This window comes from Geotalea toluenoxydans JCM 15764, assembly GCF_001311985.1.
Lineage (GTDB): Bacteria > Desulfobacterota > Desulfuromonadia > Geobacterales > Geobacteraceae > Geotalea > Geotalea toluenoxydans.
Genome location: NZ_BBCJ01000032.1, coordinates 21,124 through 37,458, shown reverse-complemented (window position 1 = coordinate 37,458; position 16,335 = coordinate 21,124). Strand labels below are relative to the sequence as shown.

At 53.0% G+C, this 16,335-nt stretch carries 15 protein-coding genes, 1 tRNA gene and 4 pseudogenes; 17 read left to right on the top strand and 3 right to left on the bottom strand.

Going from position 1 to position 16,335, the window contains the following annotated elements; translation table 11 throughout:
- Positions 1-45: 45 nt before the first annotated feature.
- Entirely contained in the window at positions 46-1,524 is a 1,479-nt protein-coding gene (locus tag JCM15764_RS17605) for a LuxE/PaaK family acyltransferase (protein ID WP_054698068.1), read from the bottom strand.
- Between the two features lie 399 nt (positions 1,525-1,923).
- Between JCM15764_RS17605 and JCM15764_RS17600 the strand changes: the two genes are divergently transcribed.
- The 15 genes and pseudogenes from JCM15764_RS17600 (at position 1,924) to JCM15764_RS17535 (ending at position 13,097) form a co-directional block, all read left to right on the top strand.
- Positions 1,924-2,277 (top strand): hypothetical protein, encoded by a 354-nt coding sequence (locus JCM15764_RS17600; RefSeq protein WP_054698102.1) that lies wholly within the window; start codon positions 1,924-1,926, stop codon positions 2,275-2,277.
- 202 nt (positions 2,278-2,479) lie between these two features.
- Positions 2,480-3,983: pseudogene (locus tag JCM15764_RS17595) on the top strand (cobalamin-dependent protein).
- A 148-nt stretch (positions 3,984-4,131) separates the two neighbouring features.
- On the top strand, positions 4,132-5,013 hold the full coding sequence (cbiQ, locus tag JCM15764_RS17590; protein ID WP_439645327.1) for a cobalt ECF transporter T component CbiQ: 882 nt from the start codon (positions 4,132-4,134) through the stop codon (positions 5,011-5,013).
- A complete protein-coding gene (locus JCM15764_RS17585) occupies positions 5,010-5,801 on the top strand; it encodes an energy-coupling factor ABC transporter ATP-binding protein (RefSeq protein WP_054698062.1) in 792 nt (263 codons plus the stop codon). Before cbiQ ends, JCM15764_RS17585 begins: the two co-directional genes overlap by 4 nt.
- A complete protein-coding gene (locus JCM15764_RS17580) occupies positions 5,798-6,133 on the top strand; it encodes a hypothetical protein (RefSeq protein WP_054698059.1) in 336 nt (111 codons plus the stop codon). Before JCM15764_RS17585 ends, JCM15764_RS17580 begins: the two co-directional genes overlap by 4 nt.
- Before the next feature lie 131 nt (positions 6,134-6,264).
- Positions 6,265-6,582: a hypothetical protein gene (locus JCM15764_RS17575; protein WP_243689326.1), complete on the top strand. Its 318-nt coding sequence runs from the start codon at positions 6,265-6,267 to the stop codon at positions 6,580-6,582.
- Between the two features lie 90 nt (positions 6,583-6,672).
- Positions 6,673-7,418, top strand: a pseudogene (surE, locus tag JCM15764_RS17570) (5'/3'-nucleotidase SurE).
- A 77-nt stretch (positions 7,419-7,495) separates the two neighbouring features.
- A complete protein-coding gene (locus JCM15764_RS17565) occupies positions 7,496-8,146 on the top strand; it encodes a protein-L-isoaspartate(D-aspartate) O-methyltransferase (RefSeq protein WP_054698053.1) in 651 nt (216 codons plus the stop codon).
- Positions 8,147-8,214: 68 nt separating this feature from the next.
- On the top strand, positions 8,215-9,225 hold the full coding sequence (locus tag JCM15764_RS17560; protein WP_054698099.1) for a sigma-70 family RNA polymerase sigma factor: 1,011 nt from the start codon (positions 8,215-8,217) through the stop codon (positions 9,223-9,225).
- A gap of 37 nt (positions 9,226-9,262) precedes the next feature.
- A pseudogene (locus JCM15764_RS17555) lies at positions 9,263-9,777 on the top strand (adenine phosphoribosyltransferase).
- 402 nt (positions 9,778-10,179) lie between these two features.
- Positions 10,180-10,434 (top strand): hypothetical protein, encoded by a 255-nt coding sequence (locus JCM15764_RS24880; RefSeq protein ID WP_243689325.1) that lies wholly within the window; start codon positions 10,180-10,182, stop codon positions 10,432-10,434.
- Positions 10,388-11,217, top strand: a pseudogene (locus tag JCM15764_RS17550) (TRAP transporter substrate-binding protein). Before JCM15764_RS24880 ends, JCM15764_RS17550 begins: the two are co-directional and overlap by 47 nt.
- A 25-nt stretch (positions 11,218-11,242) precedes the next feature.
- Positions 11,243-12,127 (top strand): DMT family transporter, encoded by an 885-nt coding sequence (locus JCM15764_RS17545; protein ID WP_243689324.1) that lies wholly within the window; start codon positions 11,243-11,245, stop codon positions 12,125-12,127.
- 108 nt (positions 12,128-12,235) lie between these two features.
- Positions 12,236-12,312: transfer RNA gene (locus JCM15764_RS17540), tRNA-Arg, on the top strand.
- A gap of 68 nt (positions 12,313-12,380) precedes the next feature.
- Entirely contained in the window at positions 12,381-13,097 is a 717-nt protein-coding gene (locus JCM15764_RS17535) for a DsbC family protein (protein WP_243689323.1), read from the top strand.
- A 29-nt stretch (positions 13,098-13,126) separates the two neighbouring features.
- On the opposite strand, the gene JCM15764_RS24875 is transcribed toward JCM15764_RS17535, so the two are convergent.
- Entirely contained in the window at positions 13,127-13,915 is a 789-nt protein-coding gene (locus tag JCM15764_RS24875) for an endonuclease Q family protein (RefSeq protein ID WP_243689322.1), read from the bottom strand.
- A 26-nt stretch (positions 13,916-13,941) separates the two neighbouring features.
- The gene (locus tag JCM15764_RS24870) at positions 13,942-14,352 is read right to left on the bottom strand and encodes an endonuclease Q family protein (protein WP_243689321.1); all 411 of its coding nucleotides are present in this window, start codon (positions 14,350-14,352) and stop codon (positions 13,942-13,944) included.
- A 101-nt stretch (positions 14,353-14,453) separates the two neighbouring features.
- Here JCM15764_RS24870 and JCM15764_RS24865 point away from each other — a divergent pair, with 101 nt between their 5' ends.
- Entirely contained in the window at positions 14,454-15,110 is a 657-nt protein-coding gene (locus tag JCM15764_RS24865) for an HAD-IC family P-type ATPase (protein WP_279384531.1), read from the top strand.
- The gene (locus tag JCM15764_RS24860) at positions 15,023-16,318 is read left to right on the top strand and encodes a cation-translocating P-type ATPase (RefSeq protein WP_279384530.1); all 1,296 of its coding nucleotides are present in this window, start codon (positions 15,023-15,025) and stop codon (positions 16,316-16,318) included. The genes JCM15764_RS24865 and JCM15764_RS24860 overlap by 88 nt, the downstream gene beginning before the upstream one ends.
- The last annotated feature ends 17 nt before the right edge of the window (positions 16,319-16,335 follow it).

The window sequence follows — 16,335 nt, the reverse complement described above, 5'->3', positions numbered from 1 at the left end:
CTATTCCCCCTTTTTTTACCCTGATGGTGGTTTTTTTAGCAGTTTTTACTTGCTGATTTTCTCCTTTTTCCCCTTCTCTGACTGCAGGCCGGCCGGGTGATCCTTCAAGGTCTGTTTTTCCGCCTCGGTCTTGTACCAATCCAGCGGGCGATCAGTTTGATCCTTGAATGCGTTCAGTGACTCATCTCGAAGCTTGGCAGCTTCCTGATCTGCCTGGGCTACCAAAATTTCGTCGACAACCTGGGGGCAGGAGGGCACTGAGCCAGGCCTTGCCTCGATTTCTTCCCGTACACTTGGCTCAACCTTCGGATCTTTTGCCAGCCGCATCTTTAAATCAATGGAAAAATTGGTATAGGTCTCAAGCATACGAAAGATCGCCGAATCCCCCATGGGCCCCATGGGACGTTCATCCGGGAGCGGGGAGACTTTGCCGTTTTCAATTTTCGCCCGGCCCACCATTTCACAGCCGGTACCGTTATCGGTGGTGTAACCCAGATTGTCGGTTATGACTGCCAGCACCGTCGGCACATTGGCTAAGTCCCAGTGGGCCAGGAGTCCGACCTTGCCGTCCGGAAGAGGGCTGAGATCGTCGATATCCATGGCCAGCACACGTGACCATGGAGGTACCGGACGAGTCCGCGTGCGGGAGGGGAGTCCTTTCACATGGCGCCGCAGAGCATCATCAAAGAGATTGGTCGCAGTTTCTGCTTCACCCAGAACGTTTACACAGTGTGTCTCGGGGATATCAAGAATTTCTTTGACCATGGCGTAGTAGTCATCACGAGTGACCACTCCAAAACGGCCTCGGTAGCCACCTCCGTCACAGATGCGACTTCCCGGCGGAAGGTGGAATTTCATTTTTTTGCGGCGGCAGGACTGGAAGAAGTAGACATAGGCTGCGGTGGCTCCGATGAGTGCCACCGGTACTCCGCTCGCTTCCGACTCACGTAGCGCCTTGAGCAGATTTTTTATATCGATGCCGGTTTTGCCAAGCAGAAACATGCTGTCCGGAGTGCCGAAGGCCTGTCTCGTCTGATCCATGCCGATGGCCATCCCCATGGATGGCGCCAATTCTGGGCTTGGAGCAAGGATGAGGATGCGGCAACGTTTTCCCTCCTCGAAATCAGGAAAAAGATATGATCCGGTCATCATCCTGTTTGCGCCAAAGACGAGGCGTTTACCGTCCTCATCCCTGAAAATGCGACCGCGCTGGGTGAGGCTGGTTGTGCCACCAGTCAAGCATGCCATCACCGACTGTTCCAAAGGAAAGGATGCTACCAGATGTGTTTTGAACACATCGTTGTATACCAAAGGGACATCCTGCCAACGACTGATATCACCCGGTTTCACTTTCTTGGCGTTGCAGAATTCCCTGAAGATGGCGTTGTTCTGGTACTGCAATGCAAACAGTTGCATTGAATAGTCATTGAATTGGGCATCAGAGAGTTCAGCGTCAACTCCTGCTTGAATAAATCCGAGAACTTCTTCAGTGAGACGATGACTTGTACTATCAGTTGTGGCCATAAAATGGACTCCTGTTTAGTGGGTTGGTGGTTAATACCCGGGAACTGTGCTAGCAAGGTTTGAGCCAATCAAGGTCGTATCGGATAGGCCAGAAATACAGCATAGCTGCCAGGTGATCAGGTGGGGCTGCTGCTTTTTCGGGCAGCAGTGAACAAAAAAACAGCTCGAATATCCGCGGGCTCATCATGCAGGCAGGGGAATAGTAGCTTATGGGCCTTTGCTAGTCAAGGAATAACCCGTTTGCCATCAACGGCGGAATGGTGCATTAACAACAGATTAAAAATAGAATTGTACCGGTAAATCATTTATGCCATAATGCCAAGGACTTATCACAACTAACAGAAAGTGTTTACCGGCCTATGAATTATCTGATGCCGGCATGCTACCGAGAGCTTGGTCATGGTGCAGGTTAAGAAATCTCTTGTCGTTCTCAATGGATTTATCCATGATTTTGCAGCTGGTTATTGGCTGGCGGCCATAATTGCCATTGCCGTACTCCATGATATGCACGGTCGACAGCCGATGGTGACCGGAATACTAAACCAGTTGGAGCACCTCTTCTTCTGGCAGAGTGTTGCCGCTGGTGTTATTATCATGGCGACAGGCTCAGGACGCACTTTTACCTATGTTGACAATTACTACGGTGTCGACTCGGAAAGAACACGCCGTCGAATGCTCTTGATAAAGCACATCATCCTGTTCATTGTCTTCGGCATAGGTTACTGGTTTGTTTTCGATATGACCTTTCATTAACTGAACGCTCCTCCCTAGTCCATTTACGCTACTTTGCTTTGGCTATACCGGTTATTTCACCAATCAACCGTAGCACCTCAATGGAAGTTTTATTGTAAGTGTTTGGAAATACAGTTGTTTAGGTCTGGTGTTGATGGCTTTTTGACGGCATGATAATTGCTGATATCCATGATTTGGTGGTTTAAATTCAAAGGAGTTCTCGATGACTATAAAACGGGTGGCACTCATCACTCCCCCTTATCATTCAGGGGTTGTTGAGTCTGCAGGCACCTGGCTGAACGTGGGCTTTGTCTATATTGCCGGTGCCCTGCGAGCGCAGGGCTACGAAGTCGACTACTATGACGCCATGTCGCTGTGGCACAAATGGCCTGAGATCCAGGAACGGATCGAGGCATTCAACCTGATGTGGTTGCAACAACTGCCTACACCGCTTCCATAGTTCATGCTGTCGAACTTGTTCGACTTGCCAAATCAGTCAATCCGCAGGTTGTTACAGTCATTGGTAATGTCCACGCTACCTTCTGCTATGAAGAATTATTGTCCGCCGATCATAATGTGATTGATTATGTGGTACGTGGCGAAGGGGAGGTGACACTGCCGTCCCTTCTGAATTGCCTCAATGCCGGTGAGGATCCTGCTGCCGTTCCCGGCTTGGCCTTTTATACCGATGGCAGCGTCATTGCTACCCCGAAGGCTCCCTATATACAGGATCTGGATTCCCTTCAGGCGGCCTGGGACCTGGTGGAATGGCCTATTTATACCTATCGTGCCAAGAATAATGCCCGGCTGGCTATCGTTTCCTCGTCGCGAGGTTGTCAGCAGAAATGCTCTTTCTGCTCACAGCAGCTTTTCTGGGCCCAGACCTGGCGGGCCAGAAGTCCTGAGAATTTCGTTGCCGAACTGGAAATGCTGAGTAAGAAGTATGGTGTGGAAGTCGCAATGCTTGCCGACGAAATTCCCACCTTTGACCGGGACCGCTGGGTGCGAATCCTCGATCTGATGATCGAACGCAAGGTGGGGGTCAAGCTTCTGATGGAAACCCGCGTTGATGATATTCTCCGTGATGCCGACATTATGGATAAGTATCGCAAAGCAGGGGTAGAGCACATCTATGTGGGGGTTGAGGCAGGCTCCCAGGAAACCCTGGACCTTTTCAAAAAGGACACGAAGGTAGAGCAGTCAAAACAGGCAATCGACATTATAAACAATGCCGATATCGTTTCGGAAACCTCATTCGTCCTGGGCATGCCTGAAGACACCCCTGAATCCATTGCCGCCACCATAGAACTGGCCAAGCATTATAATCCGGACATGGCTTTTTTCCTTGCCATCGCTCCCTGGCCCTATGCCGAACTCTATCCGCAACTGGAAAAATATGTGGTAACCAAAGACTATCGCAAGTACAATCTGGTGGAACCGGTCCTCAAACCGACCAACATGACGATAGACCAGCTGGAAAAGGAGTTGGGCAGGGCCGCTCAACAATTTTACATGTACAAATTCCAGAATCTGAATAAGATCCGCGGATGGAAGAAGGATTTCATGCTGGCTGTGTTGGATATCTTCATCAACATTCATATCTGGCCGGGCAGATAAAAGCGGCCATGAAGGAAGGTAAGGAGATGCCGCCTGAGGTGAAGGCCTTGATCAAGACCGTGAAGGGGCATAAGCCAGGCATGAGCCAGGCAATTCCACCCATTCCCTGACCCGCTACGCACATTACGGGTATTTGAATCTACCGATAACAAAGAGAGAGGAGGCGCTCTGATGAAAAAGACATATGTAGCACCCAAAGTCGTCGGCAGTGCAATTGTTCATCCCTGTTAATCCATTTTCAATGGAAGTTGAAAAGAGATGAGGCTGATTATCCAGCCTCATTTTCTATTTAAAGGGACTTCACTACCATCTATTATTTCTAACGACATGCTCTCCATCGATAGTGCATTACTTGACTTCAAACGACTGGACTTGCTGGCAAAGGGAGATACGGCGATCCACCGCCTCGACCCGCGCGCCAAGGTGTTGGTTACCCTTGCCTTTGTCGTGACTGTGGTTTCTTTCGGTAAGTACGAACTTTCCGCAGTTTTCCCTTTTTTCATTTTTCCGGCTGTAATTATTGCACTTGCCGACCTTCCCGTGGGCTACATTGCCAGAAAAGTAGCCATAATCTGCCCTTTTGCCGTCATTGTCGCCCTCTTCAATCCGCTGTTTGACCGGGCCACGATGATAGAGTTCGGGCCTCTGGCCATAAGCGGTGGCTGGATTTCTTTCGCTTCGGTCTTAATACGATCTGCGCTTACCATAAGTGCGGCGCTAATCCTTCTGTGCGTCACCGGTTTTCCGTCCATCTGCCGGGCAATGGAGACGCTTGGCATGCCGCGGGCCTTTGCTGTACAGCTGCTTTTCCTCTACAGGTATATTTTTGTTCTGGCAGAAGAGGGGAGCCGGGTGTCTCGGGCGCGGGAGCTGCGGGCCAATGGTAAAAATGGGTTGGGCATGAAAAGCTTTGTTCCTCTTCTGGGTCATCTTCTTCTGAGGACCTGGCTGAGGGCTGAGAGGGTTCACATGGCAATGCTGGCCAGGGGCTTTGAAGGGAACTTCAATACCCGTCACCAATTCACCTTTGGCAGGAGGGAAACAGCCTTCCTTCTCTGCTGGTCTACCTCTTTCTTCATCCTGCGGTGCGAAAATCTGTCACTGCTTGTGGGATCGTTGGTGACGGAACTATTCACATGAGTCATCATATCGTTGAAGTTAAAAATCTTCGCCACGTCTATCCCGATGGTACGGCGGCCCTTTATGATGTTTCCTTTCGCATCACCCATGGAGAATCGGTGGCCATCATCGGCGCCAATGGCGCCGGCAAATCAACGCTCCTGCTGCACCTGAACGGTTACCTGACCCCCACTGCCGGAGAGATCCGCATTGGTGATTTCCCCATGAGCAAGGCGACCCTGCCGAATATCCGCCGGACCGTCGGTATGATCTTCCAGGATCCAGACGACCAGCTCTTTATGCCAACCGTTTACGATGATGTAGCTTTTGGGCCGATGAATATCGGCCTTCCGGCTGCGGAAGTCGATGCCAGGGTCAAGTGTGCTCTGGAGCACGTGGGCGCACTGCACCTGCAGGAGAAGGCGCCGTACCACCTTTCGGGAGGGGAGAAAAAGAGAGTAGCCATTGCCACAGTCTTGTCCATGTCTCCGGATATCCTTGTTATGGACGAGCCTACCAGCGGATTGGATCCATTTTCCAGACGCCAGCTCATGGAGCTTCTCCGGGACTTCCATCATACGAAGATTTTCACCAGTCATGATCTGGACATGGTCATCTGCCTCTGCGAGCGGACCATCATTCTTAACGAGGGAAAGGTCCAGGCGGACGGTCCTACCCTGGAAATTTTTCAAAATGACGCACTGCTTGCACGATGCAGACTGGAAAAGCCTCTTTCCATGCAGGGCTGTCCAGTTTGTGGATGTTTCCCCCAGCGGAGTTCAACGCTGAAAAAGGAAGTGGTCCCATGAAAAAACTGGTTCAAGTTATCACCTTATCTGTGGTAGTAGTCATAGCTGCAGTCACAATTGCCCAGGAACCAGCAACCGGTACCCTCTCCGGCAGATGGGTATGGCCGCAGAAGGATCTGGCCGGCGACGGGTACGTCCATCTCTTCAATGTGACCAATGGTCCTCCTCCTTTACCGGAAAGCTACTGGCGAGTTCCTGACGGTACATTTCCGATTGAAGGTGATGGAAGATTTACCGTCGAGGCCCCTGCCGGCAGCTATTTCCTGGGAGGAATGAAGCGCCTCAAAGGAAAGGGGGTCGGGCCGCTGTCCCCCGGGGACGTTTCTTTCTGAAAAAAGACGAAAACGGGAAACCATTCATACACATTGTCAAAGCCGGTGAAAAAGCGAACATTGGCACTTTTACCGACGGTGTGGCCTTTAAAGGCACCCTCCAGAAGGGGGCAACAGCCATAGAAGGCACGGTGGCCGATCGTGATGGGAAACCTGTCGAGGGAGTGCTGATCCTGGCTTATGCCAATCGGGAAATGAGAGGCAGGCCTCTTTTTGTCTCCACAAAGACCGATCGTAAGGGGAATTATCGCCTTGGCCTTCATCAGGGCGGTACCTATTATCTGAAAATAAGGGATTTTTACGGTGGTGGACGGCCGCAGGAGGGGCAGATCCTTGGTTTCTACGGCAGTGGGGAGGCAGCTCCAGTCCTGGTTACCACGGGGGCTGCTACTAAAGAAATCGATATCGTTGGCAACAGATTCGCTGGAAGAGGCAATGCTTCTCCTTGATCCATTGCCATTAAATTAATTTGCTGCGGCCTTTACAAGCGCAGAACCGGTTAGTACCTTATAAAGAGGCAGTATGACGAAGAGGCTACCTTGAAAATTCTCCTGACCAACGATGACGGGGTGCGCGCCCCCGGCCTCAACGCCTTGGCTGAGGCAATGACAGTGCTTGGCCAGGTATTCGTGATTGCTCCGGACAGGGAACAGAGCGCTATCGGTCACGCACTAACCTTCATCACCCGCTCAGGGCCAACAAGATCGGCGAGAATATATTTGCCGTTGACGGTACCCCGACCGATTGCGTCAATCTGGGCATCCACAGCCTCCTTTCTTTCAAGCCGGACATAGTTGTTTCCGGCATCAACCGCGGAGCTAATCTCGGTGATGATGTGACCTATTCAGCACTGTCTCAGCGGCAATGGAGGCCACCCTGATGGGCATTCCGGCCATTGCCGTCTCCCTGGTAACGTCCGCCGAGGGAACCAATTATGCCGCGGCAGCTCAATTTGCCGTAAAGTTGGCCGCCACTGTCCGTGAAAAAGGGCTGCCGGCCGATACCTTTCTCAATGTCAATGTCCCCGGACCTGCCCCGGGAGAGAATTCGCCCCCCCCTGGTGACAACCCAGGGAAAGAGATCTTACGAGGGGACCATCGTCGACAAGGTCGATCCCCGCGGTCGCAACTACTACTGGATAGGCACCGTCGATCTTAATTTCAAGGACATCGACGGCAGCGATTACCACGCCGTTTCCCGTGGACATGTCTCCGTAACCCCATTACATCTTGATCTGACCAATTACAATTCCATCGCCGTTCTGAAAAAATGGGAAATCTTCTGATGCCGGAGCAGTTGTAGGCTGGACAGATGGGTGTCTGTCTGTTATATTTTTCCGGCTATAGGCATTAAGGTTTTATTATGAATTTCGACATCACAAGACGAAGAATGGTGGAGACGCAGATTATCGGCCGCGGTATCACGGACCGGCGTGTCATTGATGCCATGTTGAAAGTTCCACGTAATATTTTCGTTGAAGAGGCTATGGCTGCACAGGCCTATAGTGACTCATCTCTTCCAATCGGTGAAAAACAGACCATTTCTCAGCCATACATGGTGGCTCTCATGTCCGAGATGCTACAGTTGACCGGCCGGGAAAAAGTCCTCGAACTGGGAACCGGCTCCGGTTATCAGACCGCCATTCTTGCCGAGTTGTCTGACCGGGTCTACACTGTGGAGCGGATACGTTCTCTTGCCTTGCGGGCAAGAAAGGCCCTGGACAGGCTGCATTACCTGAATGTGAACCTGAAGATAGGTGACGGCACCGATGGCTGGGCCGCCGAGGCCCCGTTTGATGCGATTATCGTCACTGCCGGGGCGCCGGATGTTCCGGCCCACCTCGTCGATCAGCTGGCTTTGGGGGGCAGGCTTGTAATACCCGTGGGAAACCAGCTGGATCAGACCCTGGTACGGGTGACAAAGGAAAAGGACGGGATCGTCACCTGTCAGGAGTCTGTCCCATGCCGTTTCGTCAAACTCATCGGCAAGTACGGATGGAGCGGCGAAGAGTAATTATGGAAAGTGGTGCTATGGTCAAGAAGGCAGACGGAAGTGAACTTGAACCCACAAGCGAGGTTGCCATGGACAACGATGAAACCATAGGAGTTTTTCCGGGAGAGGAACCGCACAAGGCGCTGGACCTTTTCATGGAACCGGAAGTTGAGCCTGATGCTGTAGAGCTGGAGCAGGTGGAAGAGGTCGAGGAACATGAGGAGGTGGAGGAAGAAGAGATCAAGGTAGCCGTAGTCGAGCATTTCGACGATGCCATCAAGCTCTATCTCCGGGAGATTCAAAAGACCAAGCTTTTGACTGCAGACGAAGAAAAAGAGCTGGCAGCACGGATCGACAGGGGGGATAAGGCTGCCCGCGACAAGATGATCGAATCCAATCTGCGGCTGGTGGTAAAAATCGCCAAACGTTACATCAACCGCGGTCTCCCTTTCCTGGACCTGATCGAAGAGGGGAACATGGGGCTGATCAAGGCAGTGGAGCGGTTCAAGCTCTCCAAGGAATGCCGCTTCTCCACCTATGCCACATGGTGGATCAGGCAGTCCATCGAGCGTGCTTTGGTAAACCAGTCCCGGACCATCAGGCTGCCGGTCCATGTTTCCGACGACATCAACAAGATGCTGAGAATAACCCGGGAGCTTTTGCAGAAGATCAATCGAGAACCTTCCATCAAGGAAGTGGCCACCGCCATGGAGGTCAACTCGGCATATATCCGCAGGCTTATGGTGCTGCTGAAAAAGACCTATTCCATCGAGCGCCCCATGGGGGAAAACAACGATTACTTTCTCATTGATACCATAGAGGATACCTCCACCGTCTCGCCTGCCGAACTTTTGGAGGATGTGAACAGGTACGAAATGGTCTCCAAATGGTTTGACACCCTTTCCGACAATGAAAAGAAGATCCTCACCCTGCGTTTCGGCCTGGATGACAAAGACCCCCAGACCCTGGACACCATCGGCCGCAGTTTCGGAGTAACCCGGGAAAGAATCCGTCAGATCGAGGCAAAGTCGCTGGAAAAGTTGAGAAAGATAATGGAGGCAACGGAATTGGCGGCACGTTGCAGTGTACCCAGCAAATAAATTCTTTGGTTTTGAAGAAGAATGTCAAGGAGAAGGCATGGAAGAGTTGAAGAGTATCATCAGAGACATCCCGGATTTCCCCAAGAAAGGTATCATTTTCAAGGACATTACCACTCTGTTGTCCGATGCGGCGTCCTACCAGCGGATGATTGACCTCTTGTCCCACCGTTACATCGGCAAAAGAATCGACAAGGTGGTTGGAGTTGAGGCCAGAGGTTTCATAATCGGCGCAGCCCTGGCATATAAGCTGGGTGCCGGCATCGTGCTGGTGCGTAAGCCCGGTAAGCTTCCCTCGGAAACATTTAAAAAAACCTATGATCTTGAGTACGGCACCGATACCCTGGAAATGCACACTGATGCCATCAAGAAAGGGGAAAGGGTACTGATCGCCGATGACCTGCTAGCCACGGGGGGGACCATGTCGGCTGTGGTCGATATGGTCGATTCCATGGGGGGGGAGCTTGTTGAATGCTGCTTCATGGCAGAGCTCGAATTCCTTAACGCAGGACCAAACTGCCTGTCGAAAGAGTCTTTTCGCTGTTGAAGTTTTAGGCAATTCGCCTGCCGATCCATGTCTCTCTGTGGCACTGCAGGTTGACTTGTGTAGGATAAAGTACTTTGGGGGTAGCGGTCTCGCTACTCCCTTTTTATTTACAATGCAGATGTGTTGACCGGAGTCGCTGCAATTCAATCTTTGCCGATGATTGCCTCTTACTGCCGCGAATGAACAGGCAGCCTACCCCATCAATTCGTTACACCCTCACTCACAATTTTACAATTTCGTTACAGCAATAGAACAACTTTATTTTTTATTTAACACATGTTCATCTAAATTTGACTGAGATTTCAGATTGTTAGATTATGGGTGATGGTGTTGTATATTGGGTTATAGATTGGAGTTATTTTTGCAAAACACTTTTTTATAATAATAAAAAGATGGACAGGAGGCGAAACATGAAGCAGTCGAAAAGATGCCTGGTCTTAACCGCAACCGTCATAGCTCTTTGCGCCGGGACCAGCTTTGCCGCCCCGGAAGCAGTCACCCTCAAAGTGGCCCATTTTCTGCCGCCAGGTTCCACATTCCACCAGAAAAACCTCATTCCCTGGTGCGACAAGATCGGCAAGGAGTCAGGCGGCAGGCTCAAGTGTCAACTCTACTTCCATGCAGTTGGGAGGTTCACCTGCTCAACTTTTCGACCAGGCCCGTGACGGCATAGCCGACATCGTCTGGAGCTTGCCGACCTACCAGGCCGGTCGTTTCACAAAATCTGAGGTCTTCGAGCTGCCGTTCATGGCCAAAAGTTCCGAGCGAGCGAGCCAGGCCATGTGGGACTATGTTCAGAAAAATGCGATGGATGAGTTCAAGGGGGTGAAGCTGATCTTCACCCATGTGCATGACGGTTCGCAGCTCCATTTCGGCAGCAAGACCGTCAAGACATTGGAGGACCTGAAGGGATTGAAGGTACGTGCAGCCAGCCGCATCGGCACCAAGACTCTGGCTGCCTGGGTGCGATGCCGGTGCAGATGCCGGCGCCGGCAGTGCCTGAATCCATTGCCAAGGGGGTGGTGGACGGCGTCAGCATCCCATGGGAGGTAACCACTTCTCTGAAGCTGCAGGAAGTTTGCAAAACCCACACTGAGACAGCACCGAGCCAGGCCAAACATGCCAACTCAATCTTTGTCTTTGCCATGAACCAGTCCAAATACAACAGCTTGCCTGCCGACCTGAAAAAGGTCATCGACAACAACAGCGGTCGTGAGGTCTCCAGGTGGGTAGGTAAAATATGGGACGAGGGGGCGAGTGTATCCCGCAAGGTAGCCATGAACCGTAAGAATAAGATAAACATCCTCACCGATGCCGAATACAAGAGATGGACCAAGGCCACCGAGTCTGTCGATGATGAATGGATCAAGGAGGTTAGCGCAAAGGGGGCCAACGGCAAGGCGCTTCTGAAAGACGCCAAGGATCTGCTGAAAAAGTACCGGGATTAACAATCAGGCTGGAGAGTAAGCAGTCATGACGGATACCACCATAGACAGAACTGGTTATGGGGCGATGGCGGCGCCTTTTTTATTTGTCCTCCTCTGGAGCACCGGCTTCATTGGTGCAAAGTTCGGCCTTCCGTTCGCCGAGCCTTTCACCTTTCTTCTCTGGCGGTTCGGGTTCGTCACGCTGCTGCTTCTGGCCATGGCCCTGCTGATGCGGGCGCCTTGGCCTGCCGGCCCAGTTCAGTCACTACACATTGCCGTATCCGGCGTTCTGGTCAACGCCCTCTATATCGGTGGCGTGTTCTGCGCGATCTATCAGGGGGTGCCTGCCGGTATCGTATCTCTCATCGCCGGTTTGCAGCCGCTGTTCACCGCCGTTGTCGCTGCGCGAATACTGGGGGAGAAAGTGTACCCCAGGCAGTGGGTTGGTTTTGGCCTCGGTCTGGTGGGCGTAGTACAGGTGCTGATGGACAAGATTTCTTTTGCCGGGGGTAGCCCGCTGGGCCTATCCATGGCCATAATGGCCCTGTTTGGCATCACCGCGGGCACACTTTATCAGAAGCGCTACTGCGCCCACATGGATTTGCGGAGCGGCGGCGTAATCCAATTCGCTGCCTCAGCGCTGACAATGGCGCTCCTGGCGCCAACCTTTGAAACGATGCAGGTACGTTGGACCGGCACATTCATATTTGCCATGTCCTGGCTGGTGGTAGTGCTGTCGCTGGGGGCCATCCCCCTGCTCAATATCCTTATCCGGCGTGGCGAAGCCTCGCGGGTGGCTAGCCTGTTTTATCTCGTCCCGCCGGTTACCTCGTTGATGGCCTTCCTTTTCTTCGACGAACAGCTGGGCGTTACCGCCCTGGTGGGGATGTTCGTGACCGTAACCGGGGTCGCGTTGGCAATTAAGAGATAGATTCTTGCATTCGAGGCTTTTGCTACGTAGTCTCTTGAATTGTCTTGACTCCGGGGGTAAGATTTGTTAGAAATTCTTCTTTGGCTACGCTAGGCCAAATACTTCCATGTCCCCGTAGCTCAGCAGGATAGAGCACTTCCCTCCTAAGGAAGGGGTCGGACGTTCGAATCGTCTCGGGGACGCCAAAAACGCAAAGGGATTACGGTTTCGTAATTCCTTTTTTCTGCACAACCAGAACCAGAGGAGGAAACACATGAAGGTCATCCGCAGAGGGTTGTCTGTAAAACTTTTCTTGGCGCTGTCACTGTCTTCGGCCGCTTTTGCCGCTACCGCAGCCGTAAAGCCCGAGGTCGCCTTCAAACAGGCCTATCCTCAGGTAAAGGTGGACAGCTTTGAATCAACGGACATCAATGGACTGTATCAGGTGGTTACCGGCCAGAATGTGCTCTATTACCTGCCGGAGAAGGATTACGTCGTTCTCGGGGAAATATTTACCAAGGAAGGCAAAAGCCTGACGGCGGAGAAAAAGGGACAATTGGCGGCCAAGCTGGTGCAGAGCCTGCCGTTGGACAAGGCAGTGAAAATCGGCGAGGGAAAGAACGTTATCGTCGAGTTTACCGATCCTGACTGTCCATACTGCAGGAAAGCTTCAGAGTACCTCATGAAGAAGACGAATGTCACCCGCTATGTCTTCTTTACTCCACTGGCCCATCCTGCAGCCATCGCCAAGATCCAGTACATCCTCAATGCCGAAAACAAGGTGAAAGCCTATGACGAGATGATGCTGGGCCAGGAGATTCCTGCCAATGCCCCGGCAGTGAGCGACAAGGTCAAGGCCCTGGCCCAGGAACACATGGAACTGGCCAAAAAAATGGGGGTCCAGGGGACGCCGACCTTCTTTGTCAATGGCCAGCAGGTGTTGGTGCCGATACGAAAAAGATCGATCAATTGCTCAAGAACTAACTGTTAGAGTATGCATATTCGCCCGCAGTAGTTTTTTCAGTTTATCCGTATCGAGCCGAACTTGCCGTCATACCCCGGCTCGATACGGATATTTCCTTCTCTCACCCGGCTGATCGCGTCCGCAATCTGTCCGGAAGATGCGCCGGCAATTTCTTCCAGTCCCTTCTCCAACAGTATAGTCAATTCGTTCCCCAGTTTTTCCAGCATTTCAAAGTAAATCCGTTCAACCCGTTTGCTGCCGGCGCCGATTTTCAGCGTTTCGGCGATTAATTCCTGTAGCGGAATTACCGAATGAAAAGGCGGCGCCCCCGGCGGCCTGAACCCTTGCGGCCGGTCTGCCAGCTCCTCAACCCGGTGCAAAACCCCCACGGTAATCTTTTTGCCGCAGGCGGGGCAGCGAAAGCCGTGGGCAATGGTTTCCTGGGGCGTCAGGCGGATGCCGCAGCTGCGGTGTCCGTCGCTGTGGTATTTGCCTTTCTCCGGCAGGTATTCCACCGTTCCGCAAAGTCCTTTACCTGTTTTGATCGCTGCCATGATGCTGCCGTAGCTCAGGTCGGTATCAAAGATGGTCGCTTCCCTTCCCAATTTGGCGGGTGAATGGGCGTCTGAATTGGAGATGAGGCGCACCCCGTCCAGGGACGAGAGGCGCCAGTTCATTGCCGGGTCGGACGAGAGCCCCGTCTCCACGGCGTAGATATATGGAGTAAGCTCTTCGAAGCACTCTTCAACGGAACTGAAGGCGGAAGCAGCGCCAAGCACGGAAAAATGTGGCGTCCAGACATGGGCCGGCACCAGCATCGCCTCCGGCGAAACTTCCAGCACCATTTCCAGCAGCTTCTTTGCGTCAAGCTTTAGGATTGGGCGGCATCTGAGGTGATGGAGCCGATTTTTGCCAGCCGCTCCGTCAGTTTTACTGCCGAAGTGAAATCGGGGACAAAGATGAGGGCATGGACTTTTCTCGTTTTACCGGCTTTTGGGTAGACACAGCTGATCTCCCCGGAGAGGAGGAACTTGACCTGGGCGCGGCAGAAAGAGGGGACATTGACCGGAAGCAGTTCCTTTCTCAAGGCAAACAGTCGGCCTTCGTCCTCTTCCAGTTTTTCCTGCAGTTCTTTCAACCAAAGGGGATGGGTGAAATCTCCGCTGCCAATCACGGAAATCCCCTTCAGCTGACCCCACCGACAGAGGTTTTCCGGGTTCAGATTGCGGCTGCAGGCGATGGAATAGGGGGAGTGGATATGGAGATCGGCAAAAAGACGCACGCTTTGTCACCTTTTCAATTCAATAATTGCCATAACCGGACCGACCTTTATACTTATACCAGATTTCGTCCAACTGCCCTGCAACTAAGAAAGACCTTCATATGGACTGGCATTTACTCTCAATTGAAGAAGCATTCGCCAAGTTCGGCTCCTCTAAGAGCGGCATCAGCCTTGAGGAGGCCCGTAAGCGACTGGAACAATACGGGCGGAACCAGCTCAGGGAAAAACGGGCCAGGTCTCCCTTTGTCATGTTCATTGCCCAGTTCGGCGATTTCATGATCCTGGTCTTGATAGCTGCAGCCGTCATAGCCGGGATAATCGGCGATGCCGGGGATATGGCGCCGATCATTGCCATTGTCCTGCTAAATGCAATCATAGGTTTTGTGCAGGAATACCGTGCTGAACGGGCCATTGCCGCCCTGAAGAAGATGGCGGGCTTTACCGCTGAAGTCATCAGGGGAGGAGAGCCGCAGACGATGGCGGTGGAAGAGATCGTGCCGGGGGATGTGGTGCTTCTGAGAGCCGGTGACGTTGTCCCTGCCGATCTGCGGATTACTGAGGCCGCCCAGCTTAAACTGGATGAAGCTTCGCTTACGGGAGAGTCCTTTCCTGCCGAAAAAAATTCAAGCACCCTTGATGAAGCCTCTCTACCTTGGGAGAGAGAGTCAATATGGCCTATAAGGGGACCATCGTCTCCGCGGGCAGGGGCGTTGGACTGGCTGTTGCCACCGCCATGGAGACGGAGCTTGGCAAGATAGCTTCCATGATCCAGGCGGAAGGGGATACCAGGACGCCGCTGCAAAGGAAGCTGGCGGCTTTCGGTCGCCGTCTGGCCCTCTTGGTACTCTTCATCTGCGGCGTCATTTTTGCCATGGGCTACTTGCGGGGGGAATCCCCCCTGCTCATGTTCATGACCGCCATTTCCCTGGCCGTGGCGGTCATCCCCGAAGCGTTACCGGCAGTGGTGACCATCTCGCTGGCATTAGGCGCCAAAAAGATGGTCAGGCAGAAAGCGCTTATCCGGCGGCTGTCGGCAGTGGAGACCCTTGGCGCTGTTACCCATATCTGCACCGATAAAACAGGCACCCTGACCCGCAACCGAATGACCGTCACCCAGCTTTTTGCCGATGGACGGACTATTCCGGCGGCCACATCTGCACGGGATGCCGGGGGTGCCGGCAATTCCTCCCTTTTTCATCTTATGGCTGCAGCGGCCTTGTGCAACGATGCCAGGACTAACGGCGACACGCTGAGTGGTGATCCGACGGAGACTGCTCTCTATGTCCTGGCTGCTGAAAATGGCTTCGATCCGGTAAAGCTGGCGGCCCAGTTTCCACGCCTGGCGGAACTCCCCTTCGATGCCGATCGGAAGTGCATGACCACCATCCATGAAGGATCAGAAGGGGTCGTGTCGTACACCAAGGGGGGATTGGAGGCAATCCTCGCCAGGAGTTCGTCCATGCTTTCCGGTTCGACCATCGTCTCCCTTGACTCTGGTGCCGTTCACCCGGCAAATGAGGCTATGGCAGCTTCCGGTCAGCGGGTTCTGGCCGTGGCCATGCGGCGATGGGCATCCCTGCCTGAGGATATCTCGTCAGAGGCGATAGAAAAGGATCTGACCTTTCTCGCACTGGTGGGCATGGAGGACCCGCCCCGGGAGGAGGCTTTCGATGCAGTAGCCCAATGCAAGACGGCCGGGATAATTCCGGTAATGATAACCGGCGATCATCCGGCGACGGCGGCGGCCATTGCCAGGAGGTTGTCGATTCTCGATGGGGAAGGGGAGGTGATGACCGGCCCCCAGCTTGAGGCGCTGCCGCTCCATGAACTGGAGAAACGGGTGGAGGACATCCGTGTTTATGCAAGGGTGGCACCGGAGCAGAAGTTAAAAATCGTCCAGGCGCTCAAGGACCGTGGGAAATATGTGGCCATGACCGGGGACGGTGTCAACGATGCCCCTGCCTGAAAAGGGCCGATATCGGC

Excerpts from the sequence above, each read along its gene's own strand:
- JCM15764_RS17605 (WP_054698068.1), bottom strand. The coding sequence starts at position 1,524 with ATGGCCACAACTGATAGTACAAGTCATCGTCTCACTGAAGAAGTTCTC.
- JCM15764_RS17600 (WP_054698102.1), top strand. The coding sequence starts at position 1,924 with ATGGTGCAGGTTAAGAAATCTCTTGTCGTTCTCAATGGATTTATCCAT.
- cbiQ (WP_439645327.1), top strand. The coding sequence starts at position 4,132 with ATGAGGCTGATTATCCAGCCTCATTTTCTATTTAAAGGGACTTCACTA.
- JCM15764_RS17585 (WP_054698062.1), top strand. The coding sequence starts at position 5,010 with ATGAGTCATCATATCGTTGAAGTTAAAAATCTTCGCCACGTCTATCCC.
- JCM15764_RS17580 (WP_054698059.1), top strand. The coding sequence starts at position 5,798 with ATGAAAAAACTGGTTCAAGTTATCACCTTATCTGTGGTAGTAGTCATA.
- JCM15764_RS17565 (WP_054698053.1), top strand. The coding sequence starts at position 7,496 with ATGAATTTCGACATCACAAGACGAAGAATGGTGGAGACGCAGATTATC.
- JCM15764_RS17560 (WP_054698099.1), top strand. The coding sequence starts at position 8,215 with ATGGACAACGATGAAACCATAGGAGTTTTTCCGGGAGAGGAACCGCAC.
- JCM15764_RS24880 (WP_243689325.1), top strand. The coding sequence starts at position 10,180 with ATGAAGCAGTCGAAAAGATGCCTGGTCTTAACCGCAACCGTCATAGCT.
- JCM15764_RS17545 (WP_243689324.1), top strand. The coding sequence starts at position 11,243 with ATGACGGATACCACCATAGACAGAACTGGTTATGGGGCGATGGCGGCG.
- JCM15764_RS17535 (WP_243689323.1), top strand. The coding sequence starts at position 12,381 with ATGAAGGTCATCCGCAGAGGGTTGTCTGTAAAACTTTTCTTGGCGCTG.
- JCM15764_RS24875 (WP_243689322.1), bottom strand. The coding sequence starts at position 13,915 with ATGGTGCTGGAAGTTTCGCCGGAGGCGATGCTGGTGCCGGCCCATGTC.
- JCM15764_RS24865 (WP_279384531.1), top strand. The coding sequence starts at position 14,454 with ATGGACTGGCATTTACTCTCAATTGAAGAAGCATTCGCCAAGTTCGGC.
- JCM15764_RS24860 (WP_279384530.1), top strand. The coding sequence starts at position 15,023 with ATGGCCTATAAGGGGACCATCGTCTCCGCGGGCAGGGGCGTTGGACTG.